The 19,397-nt window shown below is 74.9% G+C and carries 15 protein-coding genes; 5 read left to right on the forward strand and 10 right to left on the reverse strand.

Annotation, left to right across the window (positions count from 1 at the left end):
* Nucleotides 1–8 precede the first annotated feature (8 nt).
* Both ACFZBX_RS10110 and ACFZBX_RS10115 read right to left on the reverse strand, forming a co-directional pair.
* Nucleotides 9–1,397, reverse strand: a complete 1,389-nt coding sequence (locus ACFZBX_RS10110; protein ID WP_391532751.1) for an MFS transporter — start codon at nucleotides 1,395–1,397, stop codon at nucleotides 9–11.
* Nucleotides 1,394–2,254, reverse strand: a complete 861-nt coding sequence (locus ACFZBX_RS10115; protein ID WP_391532752.1) for a glycerophosphodiester phosphodiesterase — start codon at nucleotides 2,252–2,254, stop codon at nucleotides 1,394–1,396. The genes ACFZBX_RS10110 and ACFZBX_RS10115 overlap by 4 nt, the downstream gene beginning before the upstream one ends.
* Nucleotides 2,255–2,386: 132 nt before the next feature.
* Here ACFZBX_RS10115 and htpG point away from each other — a divergent pair, with 132 nt between their 5' ends.
* From htpG to ACFZBX_RS10130, 3 genes are all read left to right on the forward strand, one after another.
* A complete protein-coding gene (gene htpG, locus ACFZBX_RS10120) occupies nucleotides 2,387–4,342 on the forward strand; it encodes a molecular chaperone HtpG (protein ID WP_391532753.1) in 1,956 nt (651 codons plus the stop codon).
* 472 nt (nucleotides 4,343–4,814) lie between these two features.
* A complete protein-coding gene (locus ACFZBX_RS10125) occupies nucleotides 4,815–6,023 on the forward strand; it encodes a hypothetical protein (RefSeq protein ID WP_391532754.1) in 1,209 nt (402 codons plus the stop codon).
* 48 nt (nucleotides 6,024–6,071) lie between these two features.
* On the forward strand, nucleotides 6,072–8,312 hold the full coding sequence (locus tag ACFZBX_RS10130; RefSeq protein WP_391532755.1) for a tetratricopeptide repeat protein: 2,241 nt from the start codon (nucleotides 6,072–6,074) through the stop codon (nucleotides 8,310–8,312).
* A 97-nt stretch (nucleotides 8,313–8,409) separates the two neighbouring features.
* Here the strand turns inward: ACFZBX_RS10130 and ACFZBX_RS10135 are convergent, their stop codons facing one another.
* The 3 genes from ACFZBX_RS10135 to ACFZBX_RS10145 all read right to left on the reverse strand — a co-directional run bounded on the left by ACFZBX_RS10135 (nucleotide 8,410) and on the right by ACFZBX_RS10145 (nucleotide 10,054).
* Nucleotides 8,410–9,000, reverse strand: coding sequence for an MAB_1171c family putative transporter (locus tag ACFZBX_RS10135; RefSeq protein ID WP_391532756.1), 591 nt, complete (start codon nucleotides 8,998–9,000; stop codon nucleotides 8,410–8,412).
* Complete coding sequence (locus ACFZBX_RS10140; protein ID WP_391532757.1) at nucleotides 8,993–9,490, reverse strand: ParH-like protein; 498 nt, start codon at nucleotides 9,488–9,490, stop codon at nucleotides 8,993–8,995. The genes ACFZBX_RS10135 and ACFZBX_RS10140 overlap by 8 nt, the downstream gene beginning before the upstream one ends.
* Before the next feature lie 144 nt (nucleotides 9,491–9,634).
* Nucleotides 9,635–10,054: an XRE family transcriptional regulator gene (locus tag ACFZBX_RS10145; RefSeq protein ID WP_391532758.1), complete on the reverse strand. Its 420-nt coding sequence runs from the start codon at nucleotides 10,052–10,054 to the stop codon at nucleotides 9,635–9,637.
* A gap of 257 nt (nucleotides 10,055–10,311) precedes the next feature.
* Here ACFZBX_RS10145 and ACFZBX_RS10150 point away from each other — a divergent pair, with 257 nt between their 5' ends.
* Nucleotides 10,312–10,746: an Ohr family peroxiredoxin gene (locus tag ACFZBX_RS10150; RefSeq protein ID WP_391532759.1), complete on the forward strand. Its 435-nt coding sequence runs from the start codon at nucleotides 10,312–10,314 to the stop codon at nucleotides 10,744–10,746.
* 63 nt (nucleotides 10,747–10,809) lie between these two features.
* On the opposite strand, the gene ACFZBX_RS10155 is transcribed toward ACFZBX_RS10150, so the two are convergent.
* The 3 genes from ACFZBX_RS10155 to ACFZBX_RS10165 all read right to left on the reverse strand — a co-directional run bounded on the left by ACFZBX_RS10155 (nucleotide 10,810) and on the right by ACFZBX_RS10165 (nucleotide 13,691).
* On the reverse strand, nucleotides 10,810–11,370 hold the full coding sequence (locus ACFZBX_RS10155) for a hypothetical protein (protein WP_391532760.1): 561 nt from the start codon (nucleotides 11,368–11,370) through the stop codon (nucleotides 10,810–10,812).
* 77 nt (nucleotides 11,371–11,447) lie between these two features.
* Entirely contained in the window at nucleotides 11,448–12,008 is a 561-nt protein-coding gene (locus tag ACFZBX_RS10160; RefSeq protein WP_391532761.1) for a CGNR zinc finger domain-containing protein, read from the reverse strand.
* Nucleotides 12,009–12,050: 42 nt separating this feature from the next.
* The gene (locus tag ACFZBX_RS10165) at nucleotides 12,051–13,691 is read right to left on the reverse strand and encodes an ABC-F family ATP-binding cassette domain-containing protein (RefSeq protein WP_391532762.1); all 1,641 of its coding nucleotides are present in this window, start codon (nucleotides 13,689–13,691) and stop codon (nucleotides 12,051–12,053) included.
* Nucleotides 13,692–14,063: 372 nt separating this feature from the next.
* Between ACFZBX_RS10165 and ACFZBX_RS10170 the strand changes: the two genes are divergently transcribed.
* A complete protein-coding gene (locus ACFZBX_RS10170; RefSeq protein WP_391532763.1) occupies nucleotides 14,064–15,680 on the forward strand; it encodes a tannase/feruloyl esterase family alpha/beta hydrolase in 1,617 nt (538 codons plus the stop codon).
* A 49-nt stretch (nucleotides 15,681–15,729) separates the two neighbouring features.
* Here ACFZBX_RS10170 and ACFZBX_RS10175 read toward each other — a convergent pair whose 3' ends face one another.
* Both ACFZBX_RS10175 and ACFZBX_RS10180 read right to left on the reverse strand, forming a co-directional pair.
* Nucleotides 15,730–16,197, reverse strand: coding sequence for an SsgA family sporulation/cell division regulator (locus ACFZBX_RS10175; RefSeq protein ID WP_391532765.1), 468 nt, complete (start codon nucleotides 16,195–16,197; stop codon nucleotides 15,730–15,732).
* Between the two features lie 362 nt (nucleotides 16,198–16,559).
* Nucleotides 16,560–19,328: an AAA family ATPase gene (locus tag ACFZBX_RS10180; protein ID WP_391533076.1), complete on the reverse strand. Its 2,769-nt coding sequence runs from the start codon at nucleotides 19,326–19,328 to the stop codon at nucleotides 16,560–16,562.
* Nucleotides 19,329–19,397: the final 69 nt, after the last annotated feature.

Here is a 19,397-nt window from a genome sequence, read left to right on the forward strand (position 1 = left end):
CCGGGTTCTCAGAGGCGCTCGGGCACCGGGTTGCCGACGGCCTCGATCGCCCGCCGCACCGGGACCTTCAGCAGCACGGCGAAGCCGATGACGAAGAACACCAGCAGCGAGATGATCGCCGAGCGGTAGCTGCCGGTGACCTGGTAGGCGAGGCCGAAGAGCAGCGGCCCCATCCAGCTGGTGCCGCGGTCGCTGACCTTGTACACGCTGAAGTACTCGGCCTCCTTGCCGGCCGGGATCAGGTGCGAGAACAGCGAGCGCGACAGCGCCTGGCTGCCGCCGAGCACCAGGCCGATCATGCACGCCAGGACGTAGAACCAGGCCGGCTGGTGGGCCGGCATGACGTACCCGAGCGCGAGCGTGACCACCCAGCCCACCAGCGAGCCCAGGATGGTCCGCTTGGCGCCGTACCGGTGGGCGATCCGGCCGAGCAGCAGCGCGCCGCCGATCGCCACCACCTGCACCAGCAGCACGGCGGTGACCAGCGAGGTCTGGTCCATCCCCAGTTCCTCGCTGCCGTAGAGCGAGGCCTGCGAGACCACGGTCTGGATGCCGTCGTTGTAGCAGAGGAAGGCTGCCAGGTAGAGCAGGGTGAGCGGGTGGCGCCGCATGCCGCGCAGGGTGCGGCCGAGCTCCCGCAGGCTGCCGGCGGCGGGCTTGTCCTCGACCGCCTCGGCGGTGTGCCCGGGCAGCACCCCGGCCCGGGACGGCAGCCGGAGCATCGGCACGATGGTGAACAGCGCCCACCACAGCCCCGCCGACGCCAGGCAGATCCGCACGGCGGTGCCGGAGGAGAGCCCGAACGCGTCGTGCCCCTGGAACAGCACCAGGTTGGCGATCAGCAGCAGCCCGCCGCCCGCGTACCCGTACGCCCAGCCCTTGGAGGACACCGCGTCGCGCTCGTCGGGCGAGGCCAGGCCCGGCAGGTAGGCGTAGGAGAGCGCGACCGACACCGCGTACGCGAGGTTGGCGACGACCAGCAGGCCGCCACCGAGCAGGTAGCGGTCCCCGCCGAGGAAGAACATGCCCATGGTGGCGGTCGCGCCGAGGTACGCGAAGCCGCACATCAGCTCCTTGTGCCGCCCGGTGCGGTCCGCGACCGTCCCGGCCAGCAGCATCGCGCCGACCGAGAGCAGCACCGAGAAGGAGACCGTGTACGGGAAGAACGAGCCCGCGCGGATCGACAGGCCGAAGGGGTGCACATCGCCGTCGGCGTCGGCGGCCTCCTTGGCGACCGAGGTCAGGTAGGGCCCGAGGAACACCGTCAGGACGGTGGCGGAGAAGGCCGCGTTGGCCCAGTCGTTGATGTACCAGCCGACCTGTATCCGGCGCAGTGCGCGGCCGTCGTCGTCGGTGGCGGTCGGCGGGTGCCCGGACCGTTCGGCGGTGGTGCTCATGCTGTTCCCATCCCCGTGCTGGAGCCCGTGCCGCCGGGGACCCAGCGGCCGCGCTCGCGGAGGACGTCTCGCAGGACGTCGATGCGATCGGCCATGATGCCATCCACGCCCAGGTCGAGCAGCGAGCGGATGCGTGCGGCGTCGTCCACGGTCCAGACGTGGACCTGGAGGCCGAGGCGGTGCGCGGCGCGCACGAAGGCGCGGTCCACCACCCGGACGCCCCGGTGCCGTTCGGGCACCTGCGCGCAGAGGCCGGGCCACGGCGCCCCGCCGCGCCGGGCGAGCGCTCCGGCGAGCGGTCCGGCCAGTGAGCGCAGCCGCAGCCGGGCGACCTCGCGCGGGCCGAGCGAGGTGGCCAGCCGGGGCCCGGCGGCGGCGCGGACGGCGGCGAGCCGGGTGTCGGAGAAGCCGCCGACGCAGACCCGGTCCCAGGCGCCGGTCCGGCGGACCGCCTCGACCAGCGGCCCGACGGCCGGCGCCGCCTTGACGTCGATGTTGAACCGGGCGTCGGGGAACGCGCCGAGCAGGTCCTCCAGCAGCGGCACCGGCTCGGTGCCGCCGATCCGGGCCTGCCGGACGGTGCGCCAGGGCAGTTCGGCGAGCGCCCCGGTGCGGTCGGTGACCCGGTCGAGCCGGTGGTCGTGGAACGCCACCAGCACGCCGTCGGCGGTGGCGTGCACGTCCGTCTCCAGGTACCGGTACCCGAGGGCGACGGCGGCCCCGAAGGCGGCGAGCGAGTTCTCCGGGCGGCCGAGGTCGCCGCCCCGGTGCGCGAAGGCGAGCGGCCCCGGGTGGTCGAGGAAGGGGTGCATGCGGTGCTCCGTGCTCTCCGTGCTGTGCTCCGTCCTGCGTGACATTGTTACACCTCATGTCAAGCTGTAACGCCCACGGAGTCCGCGCGGCCGCCTATCATGCGGGTGCGGAGGGGGGCCGTCCGGTGCCCCGCCGCGTCCGTCGCTCACGCACCGCCCCTGAGAGGAGACCCCCGAGTGGGTAGCACTGTCGAGACGCTGGAATTCCAGGCCGAGACGCGCCAGTTGCTCCGGTTGGTGATTCACTCGATCTACTCGAACAAGGACATCTTCCTGCGCGAGCTGATCTCGAACGCCTCCGACGCCCTGGACAAGCTGCGGCTGGAATCACTGATCGACTCCGGCCTCGACGCCGACACCTCCGACCTCCACATCGCCCTGGAGGTCGACCGGGAGGCGCGGACGCTGACCGTCCGCGACAACGGGATCGGCATGAGCCGCGAGGACATCGTGGAGTTGATCGGCACCATCGCCAAGTCCGGCACGGCCGGCCTGCTGGAGAAGATCAAGGAGACCGAGGACGCCGCCGCGGCGCAGAGCCTGATCGGGCAGTTCGGCGTCGGCTTCTACTCGGCGTTCATGGTCGCCGACCGGGTCACCCTGCGGACCCGCCGGGCCGGCACCGAGGCCGGCACCCGGTGGGAGTCCGACGGCGAGGGCACCTACGAGATCCAGGCCGTCGACGGCCTGCCCGTCGGCACCTCGGTCACCCTGCACCTCAAGCCCGCCGACGGCGAGGACGGCCTGGCCGACTACCTGGCGGGGTGGAAGATCCGCCAGATCGTCAAGCAGTACTCGGACTTCATCCGCTGGCCGATCCGGATGGCGAGCGAGCGCACCGCCGCCGCCGAGGGTGCCGAGAGCGCCGAGGGTGCGGAAGGCGCCGAGGGCGCCGGCGCGCCGCAGGTCGAGACCCTCAACTCGATGAAGGCCCTGTGGGCCCGGCCGCGCAGCGAGGTGACCGAGGCCGAGTACACCGAGTTCTACCAGCAGATCAGCCACGACTGGCTCCCCCCGGCTGAGACCGTCCACATGCGCGCCGAGGGCACCTTCGAGTACGAGGCGCTGCTGTTCATCCCCGCGCAGGCGCCGTTCGACCTGTTCTCCCGCGACGCCAAGCGCGGCGTGCAGCTGTACGTCAAGCGGGTGTTCATCATGGACGACTGCGAAGCGCTGATGCCGGACTACCTGCGCTTCGTCAAGGGCGTGGTGGACGCCCACGACCTGTCGCTGAACATCTCCCGCGAGATCCTCCAGCACGACCGCCAGATCCGCGGCGTGCGCCGGCGCCTGGTCAAGAAGGTGCTCGGCGCGCTGAAGGACGTCCAGACCAAGGACTCCGAGCGCTACCTGAAGCTGTGGGAGCAGTTCGGCCGGGTGCTCAAGGAGGGCCTGCTGGAGGACGCCGACAGCACCGCGGCCCTGCTGGAACTGGTGGCGGCCGCCTCCACCCACGACGCGGAGCGGCCCACCACCCTGCGCGAGTACGTCGGGCGGATGAAGGACGGCCAGGAGGCGATCTACTACCTGACCGGCGAGGACCGCGCCACGGTGGAGAACTCCCCGCACATGGAGGCCTTCGCCGCCAAGGGGTACGAGGTGCTGATCCTCACCGACCCGGTGGACGAGGTCTGGGTCGAGCGGGTGCCGGACTTCGACGGCCACCGCCTGCAGTCCATCGCCAAGGGCCAGGTCGACCTGGACGAGCCGGCCGACGGCGACGAGGCGGCCGGGGCCGAGAAGGCCAGGCGCGAGCAGGAGTTCGCCGCGCTGCTGCCGTGGCTGACCACGGCGCTGTCCGGGCAGGTGAAGGAGGTCCGGCTCTCCTCGCGGCTGACCACCTCGGCGGCGTGCATCGTCGGCGACGCCCAGGACATGACGCCGACCCTGGAGAAGATGTACCGCGCCATGGGGCAGGAACTGCCCCCGGTCAAGCGGATCCTGGAACTGAACCCCGGGCACCCGCTGATCACCGCGCTGCGCGCGGCGCACGAGGCCGACCCCGGGGACGCCTCCCTGGCGGAGGTCGCCGAACTGGTCCACGGCGGCGCGCTGCTCGCCGAGGGCGGTGACCTGCCGGATCCGGCCCGCTTCACCCGGCTGCTCACCGACCGGCTGGCCCGCGGCCTCTGACCGCACCCGCCCCGCGACCCCGGCCGCAGTCCTGCGGTCGGGGTCGTCGTGCATGGTCCGCCATTCATTTCAGTTTATTCATTGCCCGGGCGTCACCCCGTCCGGCGCGGTGCGCATCCCTTGACGCGGGCCGCTCAGGTTCACCAACCTTGGTGCCTGGCCGAGCTGAGGTGACTGGGTGTCAAAAGCCAATTCATTTCAGCTCATAGGTCGATCCTGTTGACCGTCCGTCATGGAAGGAGATGTCCGTCATGAAGAAGATCGTCGTCCGCAAGGCCGGTCCGGTCCGTCTGACCAGCACGGCTCGTGCGCTGTACCTGCCGTGGGACTGCATCGTGGCCCAGCAGCTCTGATCCGCACCCCGGGCACGGGGAAACGCGGTGCCGGCCGGGTGCGTCACGGCCGGCACCGCTCCGTCCCCCCTCCCGGCACCGTCCGCCCCGCCCTCCGCCCACCTCCTACAGGAGGATCCGTGCACTCCTCCGTGGACAGCAGCTCCAACGCCCCGGGCCTCGACCTGGACCGTCCGCTGCCCCTGCGCCGGCTCGTCTACCTGGAGGAGGGCGACGAGGTCACCATCGGCAGCCCGGAGAACGACACCTACGCCGTCTTCCCGGCCGACGGCGCCGAACTGGTCCGGCTGCTCGCCGACGGCGCCACGCCCCGCGAGGCCGCCGAGCGCTACCGGCAGGCGCACGGCGAGAGCGTCGACATCGCCGACCTGGTCGAGGTCCTCGCTGACCTCGATCTGCTGCGCCCCGCCGGCGAGCCGGCCGCGGCGGCCCCCGAGGCCGCGCCCGTGCGCTGGCAGCGCCTGGGGCGGGCGGTCTTCAGCCGGCCCGCGCTGATCGGCTACGCGCTGCTCACCGCGCTCGCCGCCGCCGAGATGATCCGGGTGCCCGCCCTGGTCCCGAGCATGGACAACCTGTTCTTCAGCCCCTCCTACACCCTGGTCGTGCTGCTGCTGTTCTTCGGCCAGGCGCCGCTGCTCGCCCTGCACGAGGCCTTCCACGCGCTGGCCGGCCGACGGCTCGGACTGCGCTCGCGGCTCTCGGTCGGCCACCGGCTGGTCTACCTGGTGCTGGAGACCTCGCTCGACGGGCTGGTCAGCGTGCCGCGCCGGAAGCGCTACCTGCCCATCCTGGCGGGCATGCTGGCCGACGTCCTGGCGATCGCCGCCCTCACCCTGGCCGCCGACCTGCTGCGCGGGATCGACGCGGGCGCCGCCCGGCTCTGCCTCGCGGTCGCCTACGCCACCGTGCTGCGGCTCGCCTGGCAGGGCTTCTTCTACCTGCGCACCGACCTCTACGTCCTGCTCTGCACCGCCCTGGGCTGCGTCAACCTGCACGCCGCCGCGAAGGACGTGCTGCGCAACGCCGCCCGGCGGGTCACCGGACGCCCGCCGGCGGACCTGTCGGCACACCATCCGGTCGACCGGCGGGTCGCGCGCTGGTACGCCTGGCTGATGGTGACCGGCTACGCCTTCACACTCACCATGTTCGCCGGCGTCGTCGTACCGACCGCCTACCGGCTGCTGCGCGACATGTGGCTGCGGCTGACCGGCGAGGCGTCCCTGGCAGGGCGCCTCGACTCGCTGCTGCTGATGGTGCTGACCCTCGCCCAGACCGGCGTCGTCGTGGTCATCGCCCTGCGCGAGCGGCGTGCCGCCCGCGCGGTCTGACACCGCGCCCCCCTGATCCCACGTCACCGCACGAAAGGCAGCTGTGCCATGGCCGACCACCGCCACCACTGGGTCCGCGCCGCCCGGCGCCCCGCCCGCGTCGAGGCCCTCGACGGGCTCGGCCTGCCGCCCGTGCTCGCCGTGGTGAACGCCGACCGCCGGCTGCGCGGGCCCTACACCGCCGTCGGGTCGATCCTGCGGGCGATCGTGCCCGACGTGCTGGCCCGCTGCCCCGAGGCCGTCACCGGGCACGACATCGAACTCCTCTCGACCACCCCGGAACTGCGCGACCTGGTGCCCGCCACCCGCGAGACGCTCACCTCGCTCGCCGTGCCCAAGGAACGCACCCGCTTCTACTCCGCGCTGCGCACCCTGCGGATCGCCCACGGCCTGGTCGAGTTCCTGGAGGCCTACCTGCGCGCGGCCGGCGAGGGCCCGCGCGCCCTGGTCGTCGAGGACGCCCACCGGGCCGACCCCACCGACGGGGAGTTCCTCGCCGTCCTGCTGCGGCGGATCGACCCCGCGCTGCTCACCGTGGTGGTCACCACCGGAACCGAGGCCCTGGAGCGCCCGGACGGCCCCGGTCGCGAGACCCTGCCGGACGCGCTCGCCGCGCACTGCGCGCTGCTCGACGTTCCCGCCGCCGAGACGCCCGCCGCCGAGACGCCCGGCGCCGAGTCGCCCGACGCCGGCCGGCTGGGGACGGGCGCGCCGGACGCCGCGCTCGGCCGCGCCCACATCGCCGCCGACGGCACCGGCGACGACCCCGCCGCGCTGGCCGGCTACCTCGCCCTGCCGGCCGACGAACGCGCCCGCCTGCACGACCTGCGGCGCGCCGAACTGGAGACGGCCGGCGAGTCCTCGCTGCGGCTGGGTGCCATCGCCTGGCACGCCGAGCACGGCGGCGACCCGTCCGGCGTCGGCGCCGACGTCCTGCGCCACGCCCTCGACCACTGCATGGACCTCGGCTACTACCACGCCGTCGTCGACCTCGGCGAGCGCGGCCGCCGGCTGGTCACCCACGAGAGCCACCCCACCCACTGGTGGGCCTTCACCACCAAGATGACCACCTCCTTCGCCGCGCTCGGCCTCGCCGACCGCGCCCTGCCGCTCTACGACGAGGCCCGCACGCTCAGCACCTCGCCCGAGGTCCACATGCAGGCCGCGTACGCGACCGCGATGCTGCACACCCGGCACTTCGAGGCCGGCCGGCGCGACCACGGGCTGGCCCGTGCCTGGGTCAACCAGGCGATCGCCTTCGCCCGCTGGCACCCGGACCCCAAGGAGCGCGAGGCGCGGGTGGTGTTCAACCGCAACGGGCTGGCGCTGATCGAGATCCACCAGGGCCGCCCGCAGGCCGCGTTGGAGCTGCTGGACCGCTGCATCGCCCAGCTCGACGAGACCCTGGAGCCGCACGAGCACGCGCTGCACCGCTCGGTGCTGCGCTACAACCGCGCCCAGGTGTACACGGCCCTCGGCCGGCACGCGGAGGCCGTCGCCGACTACGACGCCGTGATCGAGTGCGACCCCAACTACGCCGAGTACCACTTCGACCGGGGCATGATCTGGCGCGACCTCGGCGAGCCGGAGCGGGCGCTGGCCGACTACGACCGGGCCGTCCGGCTCTCGCCGCCGTTCCCCGAGGCGTACTTCAACCGGGCCGACGTCCTGGCCGAACTCGGCGACACCGAGGCGGCGGTGGCGGACTTCGGCTACGTCCTCCAGCTCGACCCGGAGTTCGACGACGCCCGGATCAACCGGGCCTCGCTGCTGTTCGAGACAGGGGAGTACGAGGCCGCCGGCGCGGACGTCCGGGCCGGGCTGGCCCGCACCCCGGACGACGCCCGACTGCTCTGCCTGCAAGGGCAGTTGCTGGCCGCCGGGGAGGAGCCCGGGGCCGCCGCCGACGCCTACGCGGCCGCGCTCGCCGCCGACCCGGAGTACGCGCAGGCCTGGGCCCTGCTCGGCGAACTCCGCTACCAGCAGGGCGATCTGGACGGCGCGGGCCGCAATCTGGCGCGTGCCGTCGAACTGTCCGCCGAGCCCGGGCTGCGGTTCAACCTGGCCGTGGTCCACCACGACGCCGGACGCTACGGCGAGGCCGTCCGGCTGCTGGACGAGGTGGTGGACTCCACCGAGGACGTGGACGCCCGGTTGCAGCGGGCGCGTTGCCTGCTCGGCCTGGACCGGGCCGAGCCCGCCAGGGCGGACCTGCTGGCCTGCCTGGAGGCCGACCCGGACTCCGCCAAGCAGGTCTACGCCCTGATGCCGGAGCTGGCCGGCGCCTGATCCGGCCGGCTCCTGATCCCGGCCCCTGATCCGTCGGCTCCGAGCCGGTCCGCCCCCGGTCCTCGTTCCCGGCGTCCCCGGGACCGGGGGGCGGACCTCAGCCCGGCCCGCCGTCCCGCTCCGCGAGTTCCGCGCGCACCCGCCGTCGGACGTGCGCCATCACCGGTGAACTCCGGTACGCGGCGGCCACCTTCACCAGCCAGGCGGCCTCCTCGCGCAGCCCGGCCGCCACCGGGTGCGGCACCCACCCCTCGCCGGGTCCGGCGGGGAAGCGGTGCCCGGCCCGGGCCGCCTCCAGCGCGGCGGCGATCGCGGCGGCCTCCACCACGACCGCGAACTCCTCCGGATCGGCGGGCCCGGCGACCTCGCGCACCCAGAGCGCCACCCCGGGATGCAGATGGGGGCGCAGGCACAGCTGGCCGTCGCGGATCTCGATGATCCGCCGGTACAGCGCGAAACGGATCTCCCGCCGCCCGCCCGCCGGACCGAACTCCCGCTCCGGGGTGACGAGTTCGATCTCCGGAAGCTCCGAGCGCAGCACCGACCAGAGCGGTCCGAGCCGGCGGTGGTCGCGCCACGCCCGGGCCCGTCCGCCCGGATCGGCCCGCAGGACGCCGCCGCGGACGGCGCCGCGCACGGCGCGCCGGAGCCGGTCGGCACGGGTGCGGCGGCGTCCCCGGTCAGCCACGCCGGGCCGCACCGCGCGGCCGTGGGCGGTCCAGTGCGTACCCGAGTCGCAGGATCCGCTCGGCGAGCCGCGCGGTCGGCGTCGCCCGCGGCCGTTGCAGCGCCCGGTGCAGGGCCAGCGAGGCGACCAGTTCGGCCTCCTGCTCCTGCCGCTCCGAGTACGCCGAGCGGCCGAGCACCCGGTGGACCAGCTCGCCGGGCAGCCGGGGGAGCAGGGCGTCCGCGGCCGCCGAGCTCAGCCCGGCGCCGCCGGTGTGCCCGCAGAGCAGGTGGCCGATCTCGTGCAGCACGATGTGCTGCTGGTGCAGCGCGGTGGTGTCGACCGGGTAGCCGATGTAGTCCGCGCGGTCGGTGCTGACCAGCGCGCCGCAGGGCGCGTGGACGGGCCCGGAGAGCGGGATCAGCTCGATCGGCCTGCCGCGCCGCCGGGCGAGCGCCTCGGCCAGCGCCGGGATGCCGAAGGGCTCCGGGAGCGGCACCGCCTCCGCCACGCTGCGACATCGCTGCCAGAGTCCGCGTTCGGTCCCACCCGGATGCCCCACGTCCATTCCCCCTGGAGTTCGACCCGCCCTCAGCCGGGAGGCGATCCTACGGACGGGGCGGCGTCGGGAGAACCGCTTCGACGCCGATTTCCGCTACCTGCCGCCGGCCTCGCGGCGGGCGATCGCCTCGATCATGTCGCGGATCGTGCCGAGCCCCTCGGGCGACAGGGTCACCGCGCGGAGCGCCACGTCGCGCACGCCCGCGTCCCGCAGCGCGCCGAGCAGGGCGAGCTCCTCGGTGATCCGGGCGCTCTGCCGGTCGTCGAAGAAGTACACCGGCGGCACCTGGAAGAACTGGGCTAGGGCTTCGAGGTGGCGCTTCGTCGGGTTGTCCCGGCGGCCGGTGCGCAGTTGCCACAGGTAGGTCGCCGAGAAGCTCTCGCCGGTCGCCTCCCGGCAGGCGCGGGCGACCTCCTCGTGGGTGTAGGGCTCGCGGTCGGGACGGCGGACCACGTCGAACAGCCGGTCGATCTTCCCTGCGAGCGTGGACGTACCGGAATCTGCGCCGGGCACGGCACACCTCTCCCCTCACCCCGTGCACACGCGCGGTGCGTGTGCGGATCGACCACTCGCGACGGTCGCCCATTGTAGAGGCCCCGCGCCCGGTCGCGGAGGGCTCCGGAGGGCCGCCGATCCACTGTCGTCACCACCTTGACGGGTGACTCACCCGGCTGCCATGCTGGCGTCACCACTCCAACCGGTGACGGTGAAGGCCTCGTCGGGGCCGAAGGGGTGGCCGGACACCTCCGATCGGATGGGGAGCACCACTCATGGCAGTCAGCTACACCGCCGTTGTCGACGTCGACGGGGAGGGCCGCAACGGCGGTCGGGTCCGCTCCTTGGACGGTCTGCTGGAGACCGGCCTCGCCATCCCCAAGGAGTTCGGCGGCGCCGGCACCGCGACCAACCCCGAGCAGCTGCTCGCCGCCGGCTGGGCCGCCTGCTTCCTCGGCGCCCTGCGCCTGGCCGCCGGCGGCCGCGGGATCCGGCTCACCAGCACGGCGATCACCGCCGAGGTCACGCTCACCCACGGCGACGACGGCGAGTTCGGCCTCTCCGCCGTCCTCAGCCCGGTGCTCGGCGGGGTGGACCAGGCCACCGCCGAGGAGCTCGCGCAGGCCGCCCACCGGACCTGCCCCTACTCCAAGGCGACCCGCGACAACATCCCGGTCGTCATCAACGCCCGGGCCGCCGACGCCGCCTGAGCGAACCGGACCATCTGACCGCGGGTCCCGCGCCCATCCCCCGGCGCGGGACCCGCACCGCGTTCAGCAGGCCCGGCCGGCCGCCGGCGGTCCTGTCGCCGCATCCGGCCCCGACTGTGGCCCCGACTGTGGCCCCGACTGTGGCGCCGGCCCCGGCCCCGGCCCCGGCCCCGTCTCCGCGAGCGCGTACAGCACCGAGCGCTCCTGCTTGTGGCGCCGGATCCGGCCCTTGGCGACCAGGGCCTCCAGGGTGTTCCGCACCACCTGGGGCGTGGGGTTGCGCTTCGGGTGTTTCGCCATCAGCTCGGCCCGCAACTCCTTGGCCGGGCGCGGCTCGCCATGGCCGCCCAGCAGTTCCGCCAGCAGGTCGCCGAGCAGCGGCGGGCGCGGCCCGGGCCGCGCCGCGGCGGCCGGGCCCGGCGGCTGCTCGGGCGGCCGAGCCGGGCCGCTGGAGCCCTCGTACCGCTCGGCCAGGTTCAGGATCTCCGCCAGGAGGGCCTCCTCCTGCCGCAACACCCGCAGCTCCTCGGCCAGTTCGCGCTGGCGCTGATGGTTCAGCTGCAGGTCCGACGCGGCCTGCTCCACGTAGCGGGACCGCAGCGCGGAGGCTGGCTGGCGGGTCACAACCGTTTCACACTCCTCGACATGGACGGTGCTGCGCATGGTACCCACGCCGAGGTGCGCCGCCGTTCCGGCCGGTCTCAGTGCAGGCCGGCCGGTGCGGTCTTCTTCCGCGCGCGGTAGGCGGCGGCCTTGATCCGGTTCCCGCAGGACTCCATGCCGCACCACTGGCGCCGCATGCCCCGGGAGCGGTCGATGTAGATCCGGGTGCACTCCGGGTTGCCGCACTCCTTCATCAGCGGGACGTCCGGGCCGCTGAGGAGTTCGACGGCGTGCCGGGCGACGGTCGCCAGCGCCTGCTCGGGGGTCGCCTCGTTGTGCCGTCCCGCCACCGTGAGCTGCGGCGTCACCGGGGTCTTGCGGGCGGCCGCGTTGAGCACGGCCAGCGCCTCGCGGTCGAAGTCCTCCCCGGCGACCCGGTTGGTGACCAGCCGGTAGACGGCCTCGCGCACCGTCTTCGCCTCCCGGACGTCGCGTTCGTCGCCGGGCGTGATCGTGTCCACGAGTCCGCAGTCGAGGTACCAGGCGTTCAGCCGCTCCGGCGTCACGAACATCTCGAAGCGGGTGGTGCGCCGGGCGCGGAGGGTGGCCGCGAAGTCCAGGGCCGGATGTCCGCATACGAAGACATGGTCAAGATTCACATCACCATGCTGACAGGTGACTGTGGCCGGCGCAAGGACGCGTCAGTGCACCCCCGGCGCCAGCCGGAGTTCACGGCCCCGCCACCGCCGGCGCAGCCAGCGGTCGTGGCTGGCCAGCACCACCGCCCCGGGGCCGCCGCCCAGCGCCTCCTCCAATTCGTCGCACAGCCGCGGCGAGAGGTGGTTGGTCGGCTCGTCCAGCAGCAGCAACTGCGGCGGGCGGGCCATCAGCAGCGCCAGGGCGAGCCGCCGCCGCTGGCCGACGGAGAGCAGGCCGACCGGCTTGTCCAGGTCTGCCGGGTGCAGCAGGCCGAGCGCGTCCAGCGGCACCCGCTCGGCCCGGGCCGCGCCCAGGGTCAGCCGGTAGGTGTCGCGGACGGTGCGGTCCGGCCGCCCGAACACGGTGTCCTGGGTGAGCAGCCCCACCGTGAGCCCGGGCCGCCGGCGCACCTCGCCCTCGGCGGCGACCCGTCCGGCGAGCACGGCGAGCAGCGTCGACTTGCCCGCGCCGTTGCCGCCGCTGACCAGCAGCCGCTCGCCCGCCGGCAGCTCCAGTGTGGCCGGCGCGAGCCGCCCCGGGACCCGGACCTCCCGCAGCGCCACCAGCGGCTCCGGGGCGCCGGTCCGCTCGGCGGGGAGGTCCGCGGCGAGCGCCGGGGCGGCGAACCGCAGCGGGCGCGGCGGCTCGGCGACCCGGGTGCGCTCCAGCTCCTCCAGCCGCCGCGTGGCATCGCGCACCCGCCGGGAGATCTGGTTCTGCACCCGGCCGGCCCGGTGGCCGTAGCCCATCTTCTCGTTGTCGCGCCGCCCCCGGTCCGGCGCCACCCGGTGTGCGGTGACGCCCGCCGACTCCCGCAGCTCGGCCAGTTCCAGCTGCTCCTCGGCGTACCGGCGCTCCCAGCGCTCCCGCTCGGCGCGCTTGGCCGCCAGGTAGGAGCTGTAGTCGCCGCCGTGGCGGACCGGACCGTCCACCGCCGGGTCCAGGTCGACCAGGTGGGTGCAGACCGCGTCGAGGAACGCCCGGTCGTGGCTGGCCGCGACCACCGTCCCGGGCAGGGCGCGCAGTTGCTCCTCCAGGAAGGCGGCGGCCTCGTCGTCGAGGTGGTTGGTCGGCTCGTCCAGCAGCAGGGCGGACGGGCGGCGGACGAGCAGCGCGGCCAGGGCGAGCCGGCCGCGCTGGCCGCCGGAGAGCGAGCCGAGGGTGCGGTCGTGGGGGAGCGCGCCGAGGCCGAGGCCCTCCAGGACCAGGGCGGCGCGCCGGTCGGCGTCCCAGGACTCGCGGTACTGGGCCTGCTCCAGGCGGCGGCCGTAGGCGTCGAGGAGGTCCCGGTGGCCGGGGGAGTCCTCCGGGACGCGGGCGAGTTCCGTGCCGAGCCGTTCGAGTTCGGCGAGGTCGGCGCGGGCCTCGCGCAGGGCGTCGTCGAGCACGGCGGTGACGGTGGAGCCGGCGTCGAACGGCAGCTCCTGGTGCAGGAAGCCGAGGTCGGCGGGGCGCGAGACGGTGCCCGCGTCGGGTTCGTCCACCCCGGCCAGCACCCGCAGCAGGGTGGACTTGCCGGTGCCGTTCTCCCCGATCAGGCCGATGCGGTGGCCGGGGGCGGCGGTCAGCCGGACGCCGTCGAGGACGCGTCGGCCGGCCAGGTTGCGGACGAGGTCATGGGCGAGCAGGGCGGGTCGGGACATGGCGGGCCTCGGGGCGGCAACGGGCGGCGGGTCGGTTCACCGCCGCCCTGGGGGGCGTGGAGGGGGCATGACGAAACGGACCACGCCGCCGGCGCTTCCACGCGCCGGCCGGTGGCCGTCAACTCCGGGTCTCACCCGGAGATGTCGTCGTCACCCGCCACGTTCGCCGCTCCCCGATCACCGGTCCTGGTCCTTCGGAGCGTAACAGGTGCGCCGGACGGCGGCGGCCAACGGAGGTGCCGCGCCCTCTCGTTGACAGTCCGGCGGCGGCCGTGCCAGCATCGTCACCACTTGAACCGGTGACGCGGGTCGGGTCGGTCCGGCCGCGACCGCCCGTGCGGACACCCCCGCGCCCCTTCCCTGGAGGAATCCATGAAGCGCTTCCTGACCGTGCTCGCCGCCGGCGTGCCGCTGGCCGCGGCGGTGAACCTGCCGATGGCGCCGGCGCAGGCCGCGAGCGGTGTCCCGGCGACCTTCGCCTGCGCGCCGTCCGCGGTGCGGGCGCCCGCCGGTACCCGGGTGGAGTCGGTGACGGCGGACCGCCGGGAGGGCGGCACCATCCAGGGCGGCGGCATCCTGGGCGGCACGGTCGCCGGGGTCCCCGCCTTCTGCGAGGTGGTCGTCACCCTCACCCACCCCGGGGACGACGACCACGCGAAGATCCGTACCTGGCTGCCCGTCACCGGCTGGAACGGTCGCTTCCAGGCGCTCGGCGGCAGCGCCTACGCCGCCGGGGACAACGGCGTCGGCCTGGCCACGGCGGTCCGCGACGGCTACGCCGCGACCACCACCGACGCCGGTCTGGGCGATGTCCTCGACGTCTCCTGGGCGCTGGACGCCGAGGGCCGGGTCAACGGCGCGCTGCTGGAGAACCTCGCCTCCCGCTCCCAGCACGAGGCCGCGGTGGTCGGCAAGCAGGTGGTCGCCGCCGGGTACGGCGAACGCGCCGCCTACTCCTACTTCAACGGCTGTTCCACCGGCGGCCGCCAGGGCTACCAGGAGGCCCAGCAGTACCCCGACGACTTCGACGGCATCCTCGCCAACGCGCCCGCCGTCGACTGGGACGAGTTCGAGGTCGCCACCCTCTGGCCGCAGGTGGTCATGAACAACGAGCGGACCTACCCCTCCGCCTGCGCGTTCAAGGCCTTCACCGACGCCGCCGTCAAGGCCTGCGACCCGTTGGACGGCGCGGTGGACGGCCTGGTCAACGACGCCGGGCGGTGCGACTTCGACCCGCGCCGGCTGATCGGCACCAAGGTGGTGTGCGACGGCCGGGAGCTGACCATCAGCGCCGCCGACGCGGCCGTGGTGCGCAAGATCTGGGACGGTCCGCGCACCTCCTCCGGCCGGAGCCTGTGGGCCGGCGTCCCGGTCGTCGCCCGGCTGAGCGGCCTGGCCGGCACCACCCCGCCCGACGCCGGCGGCCAGGTCAAGGGCGCGCCGTTCCCGGTGCCGCAGGCCTGGGTCGCCAACTGGCTGGAGAAGCGGCCCGCCTTCGACGTCGCCACGCTGACCTACGAGCGGTTCGAGCGGCTCTTCCGGCAGTCCCGGGCCGAGTACGGCCGGATCATCGGCAGCGACGACCCCGACCTGTCCGCCTTCCGCGCCTCCGGCGGCAAGCTGCTGAGCTGGCACGGCCAGGCCGACGAGTTCATCCCCGCCCGGGGCACCGTCGACTACCGCCGGCAGGTGGAGCGGACCATGGGCGGCGCCGGGAAGGTCGACGACTTCTACCGCCTCTTCCTCGCCCCGGGCACCCCGCACTGCGGCCTCAACAAGGGCGCCGGCACGACCGACGACCTCGGCGCGCTGCGGGCCTGGGTCGAGCAGGGCAAGGCCCCGGCGACCCTGCCGGCCACCCTGGTCGACGCCGCCGGGAGGAGCGTCGCCCGCGACCTGTGCCGCTACCCGCAGGTCTCCCGCTACTCGGGCCACGGCGACCCGGCCGCCGCGTCGAGCTTCCGCTGCGTGCCGCCGCCCCGCTCCTGACCGCGACGGCCCGCACCCCCGGCGGCGCGGGGATGCGGGCCGCCAGGGCTCATTCGGACGGCACTCCGGGACTCTCCAGCAGCTCCAGCAGGAAGTCGTCCCAGTCCAGGCCGTCCAGCTCCGCTCCGGCCGGGACCGCCCGGTAGGTGGCGTCGAGCCAGACCGCCAGCGGCGCGGTCGGCAGTTCGAACAGCGCCTCCAGCTCCGGCGATTCGAGGAGCAGCCAGGACGACGGCTGCTCCTCGCGCTGCGTCGGCCACATCCGGACGTCCCCGCAGCCGCTCATCGTCGCCAGGCCCCGGTACAGCAGTTCGCGCCCGAGCCGCCAGACCAGGCCCGGCCCGCGCTCCGCCAGGAACTCCACGGTGACCACGGCCGGCGTGGCCGGATCGAACCGGAACTGCGCCTGCCCGGGCAGGCGGGTGAACTCGTCGAGCAGCTGGTCGACGGCCAGGAGCAGCGCGGGCACCGCCCCGGACGCCGGGTGCGCCCGGCGCGGCGAAGTGTCACGGTCCATGGATCGCGTCCCCCTTGATGGTGGCGGAAGGTGCGGCTCCCACTCTTCGCCCGGGGACACCGCGCGCGCATCGGTCACTTGACGGTCAATCGGTGCCGTCCGACGCGATTCGCCGGCCGCGCCCGGGGGCGGGACAGGCAGTTCGAGCAGGGCCGTCCTGCCGGCGGAGACCAGCCGCAGCCGGCCCGCGCCCGCTCGGCCGACGGCCGCAGCCCGTCGGCGCCCCGCCCGCGCCCGATCGTCAGGGCCGGTGGTGGCCGGTGGCCGTTCACCGCGGGCGGGCCCTTCGCCGGAGGGCGCCGGCCCGGCCCACTCCCACCCGGCGGCGCCGTCCCTCAGTCATGTGACCCGAGGAACGACCGTCACTCCGGTGCGACGGCGGTCCCGGGTCCGCCGTCGGCCGGCAGCCGGCCCAGGGCGTCGCGCAGGGCGGCCCGGGAGGTGATGCCGAGTTTGGGGAACACCCGGTAGAGGTGGGAGCTGACCGTGCGCGGTGACAGGTGGGTCTGCGCGCCGATCTCCTTGTTGGTCAGCCCGCCCGCGGCGAGTTCGGCGATCCGGCGCTCCTGCCAGGTCAGCGGGGTGGCGCCGGCCGCGGGGGTGCGCGGCTGCGCCCCGGCCGCGCGCAGTTCGGCCCGGGCCCGCTCGGCCCAGGTGGCGGCGCCGAGTTGCTCGAAGGCCGCGGCCGCGAGGTTCAGGGCCGGCCGGGCCTCCTTGCGTCCCCGGGTGTGGCGCAGGTGGATGCCGTGGGCCAGGCGGATCCGGGCCAGCTCGAACGGGAAGGCCGCGGCGGCCGGGTGGGTCTCGGCGCGGTGGTACAGGGCGTCGGTCTCGCCGGGGTCGGTCGCGGTCATCGCCAGCGCGCCGTAGGTGATCACGGCGAGGCGGGGGGAGAGGTCCGGCAGCCCGGCGGCCTCGGCGGCCAGGGCGTGCCGGCGGGCCTGCTCGGCGCGGCCGGTGTGCAGCGCGGCCTCGACGAGGTCGAGCAGCGTCCGGGAGGCCTGGTGGGCGTAGGGCGTGAAGGTGCCGGGCGCGGTGATGCCGGTGGCGTGCAGGTAGGCGGCCTCGTAGTCGCCCTCGGCCAGGGCGGCGGCGGTGCCGGTGGCCTCGGTGATCTGGGTCAGGAAGCCGATGCCGCGCGGCCGTGCCCAGCCGTCGACCTCGGCCCGCAGCTCCCGGGCGTGGTCGGTGCGGCCGCGCATCGCGGCCAGCAATCCCAGGTAGGCCTGGGTGTGGTGGGCGAACAGCGCGTGCCGGTGCGCCGTCGTCAGCTCCAGCAGCCGCCGCCCGGTCCGTTCGGCCTCGTCCCACTCGCCGACGGCCAGCTGGTCGAGCATGATCACGTGCAGCATGATCACACCGGAGACCATCGCCCCGGTCGCCACCTCGCGCTCCACGGTGCGCTGGAGGTACGGCCGGTACCGGCTGACGGTGTCCACGTGGTAGGCGGCGACGGCCAGCCGGCTGAGGTCCCAGGGTTCGAGCGCGGCCGGGTCCGCGAAGGCCTCGTGCACCCGCTCCCGCACCCCGGCGCCGCGCCGCACCACGTCGCCCCAGGCGTCCTGGTAGATCCGCGAGGTCGCCGGCACCAGGCCGCCGAGCGAGCCGAGCAGGCCATGGGCCTGTTCCCAGTAACGGGCGTCCCCGGCGTACTGGCTGATCGCCAGCAGCAGGTTGACCAGCCGGGTCAGCACCTCGTCGGGCTCGCGCGGCCCGCCGGCCCGGATGTCCTCGATCGCCGTCGCCACCCGGCACAGCGAGGAGCGCACGTCGCCGTCCTCGTAGAACGCGGCGTAGGCCGAGGCGAGCACCGCGCTCGGGGACTCGCCCGCCCCCGCCGCCGGGTCCGAGGTGACCAGCTGCCGGGCCCGGTCGGCCAGGCCGGCGTGGCCGGCGACGAACACGGCGTCGCCCAGCCGCCGGGAGCGCTCGGCGCGGTCGGTGCTCAGCTCCGCCGCCCGGGTCAGCCAGGCCACGGCGGCCACGGCGGCGCCGCGCCGGGTGGCGGACTCGGCGGCCGCCTCCAGCGCGGCCGCGACCCGTTCGTCCGGCTCGGTGGCGGCGGCCGCCAGGTGCACGGCGCGCCGCTGGACGTCGGCCCGGTGCGTGCGGGCCAGGACGGCGTGCGCCGCGCGCCGCTCCTCGGCGGTCGCCAGCTGGACGACGGCCGAGCGCACCAGGGGGTGGCGGAACACGAAGTCGCCGGTCAGCGGGTCGGTCTCCAGCAGGCCGTGCGCCTCGGCCTCGTCGACGTCCGTCATCCGGTAGCGCGGCCGGTCGGCAGGCCCGGCGGCGGTGCCCGCCCCGACGCCGTCCAGCGCGCCGCGCAGCAGTTCGGCGCGTACGGCGGCGCCGAGCGCGGCGATCCGCGTCCCGTACACCTGGTGCAGGCGCCGGGGGAGCGGGACGCCGGCGAAGTCCGCTGCCTCCGCCCGGTGGTCGGCCGCCCGGCCGCCGTACCGCACGTGCGGCGGCAGCTCCAGCAGGGCCAGCGGATTGCCCCGGGCCTCGTCCAGGACCAGCCGGCGCAGCCGGGGGTCGAGGCCGGGGTGGCGCCGGTCCAGCAGCCGTTCGGAGGCCCGCTCGGCGAGCGGGGCGACGGCCAGCCGGGGCAGGGCGGCGGTGTCGAAGCCGGAGGGCACGTCGTCGCGCAGGCCGATCAGGAGCTTCATCGGGGTGCCGGTGAGCCGCCGCCCGACGAAGCCGAAGACCTCGGTGGTCGAGGCGTCGAGCCACTGGCCGTCGTCGAGCACCAGCAGCAGGGGCTGCCGGGACGCGGCGAGGGCCAGCAGGTCGAGGACGGTGATGCCGAGGGTCATCACCGACGGGGCCGGGCCCGCGCTGAGGCCGAACACGACGTCGAGCACGCCGCGGTGGCCGTCGTCCAGCCGGTCGATGTCGGGGAGCAGCTGGTACAGCAGTTGGTGCAGCCCGGCGTAGGGCAGCTCGCGTTCGGCCTCCGTCCCGGCGGCCCTGACCACCCGGTGCCCGTCGGCGGCGGCGAGGCCGGCGGCGTGCTCCAGCAGGGTGCTCTTGCCCACCCCGGTGTCGCCGCCCAGGACGAGGGCCCGGCCCCCGTCGGCGGTCAGGAAGCCGGACAGCGCGGCCTGCTCGCGGTCCCGGCCGATCATCGCCGCGTTGAGTGGTTCCACCCGTCCCCCACACCCGTCTCGGTGACACCCCCGGCGGCCCCCCTGGGT

This window comes from Kitasatospora sp. NPDC008115 (assembly GCF_042957205.1).
Classification (GTDB): domain Bacteria; phylum Actinomycetota; class Actinomycetes; order Streptomycetales; family Streptomycetaceae; genus Kitasatospora.

What these genes read in the sequence shown, in the direction of transcription:
- ACFZBX_RS10175 (WP_391532765.1), bottom strand. Translation starts at nt 16,197, where the DNA reads ATGGACCGTGACACTTCGCCGCGCCGGGCGCACCCGGCGTCCGGGGCG.
- ACFZBX_RS10110 (WP_391532751.1), bottom strand. Translation starts at nt 1,397, where the DNA reads ATGAGCACCACCGCCGAACGGTCCGGGCACCCGCCGACCGCCACCGAC.
- ACFZBX_RS10165 (WP_391532762.1), bottom strand. Translation starts at nt 13,691, where the DNA reads ATGTCCCGACCCGCCCTGCTCGCCCATGACCTCGTCCGCAACCTGGCC.
- ACFZBX_RS10150 (WP_391532759.1), top strand. Translation starts at nt 10,312, where the DNA reads ATGGCAGTCAGCTACACCGCCGTTGTCGACGTCGACGGGGAGGGCCGC.
- ACFZBX_RS10170 (WP_391532763.1), top strand. Translation starts at nt 14,064, where the DNA reads ATGAAGCGCTTCCTGACCGTGCTCGCCGCCGGCGTGCCGCTGGCCGCG.
- ACFZBX_RS10130 (WP_391532755.1), top strand. Translation starts at nt 6,072, where the DNA reads ATGGCCGACCACCGCCACCACTGGGTCCGCGCCGCCCGGCGCCCCGCC.
- ACFZBX_RS10180 (WP_391533076.1), bottom strand. Translation starts at nt 19,328, where the DNA reads ATGATCGGCCGGGACCGCGAGCAGGCCGCGCTGTCCGGCTTCCTGACC.
- ACFZBX_RS10115 (WP_391532752.1), bottom strand. Translation starts at nt 2,254, where the DNA reads ATGTCACGCAGGACGGAGCACAGCACGGAGAGCACGGAGCACCGCATG.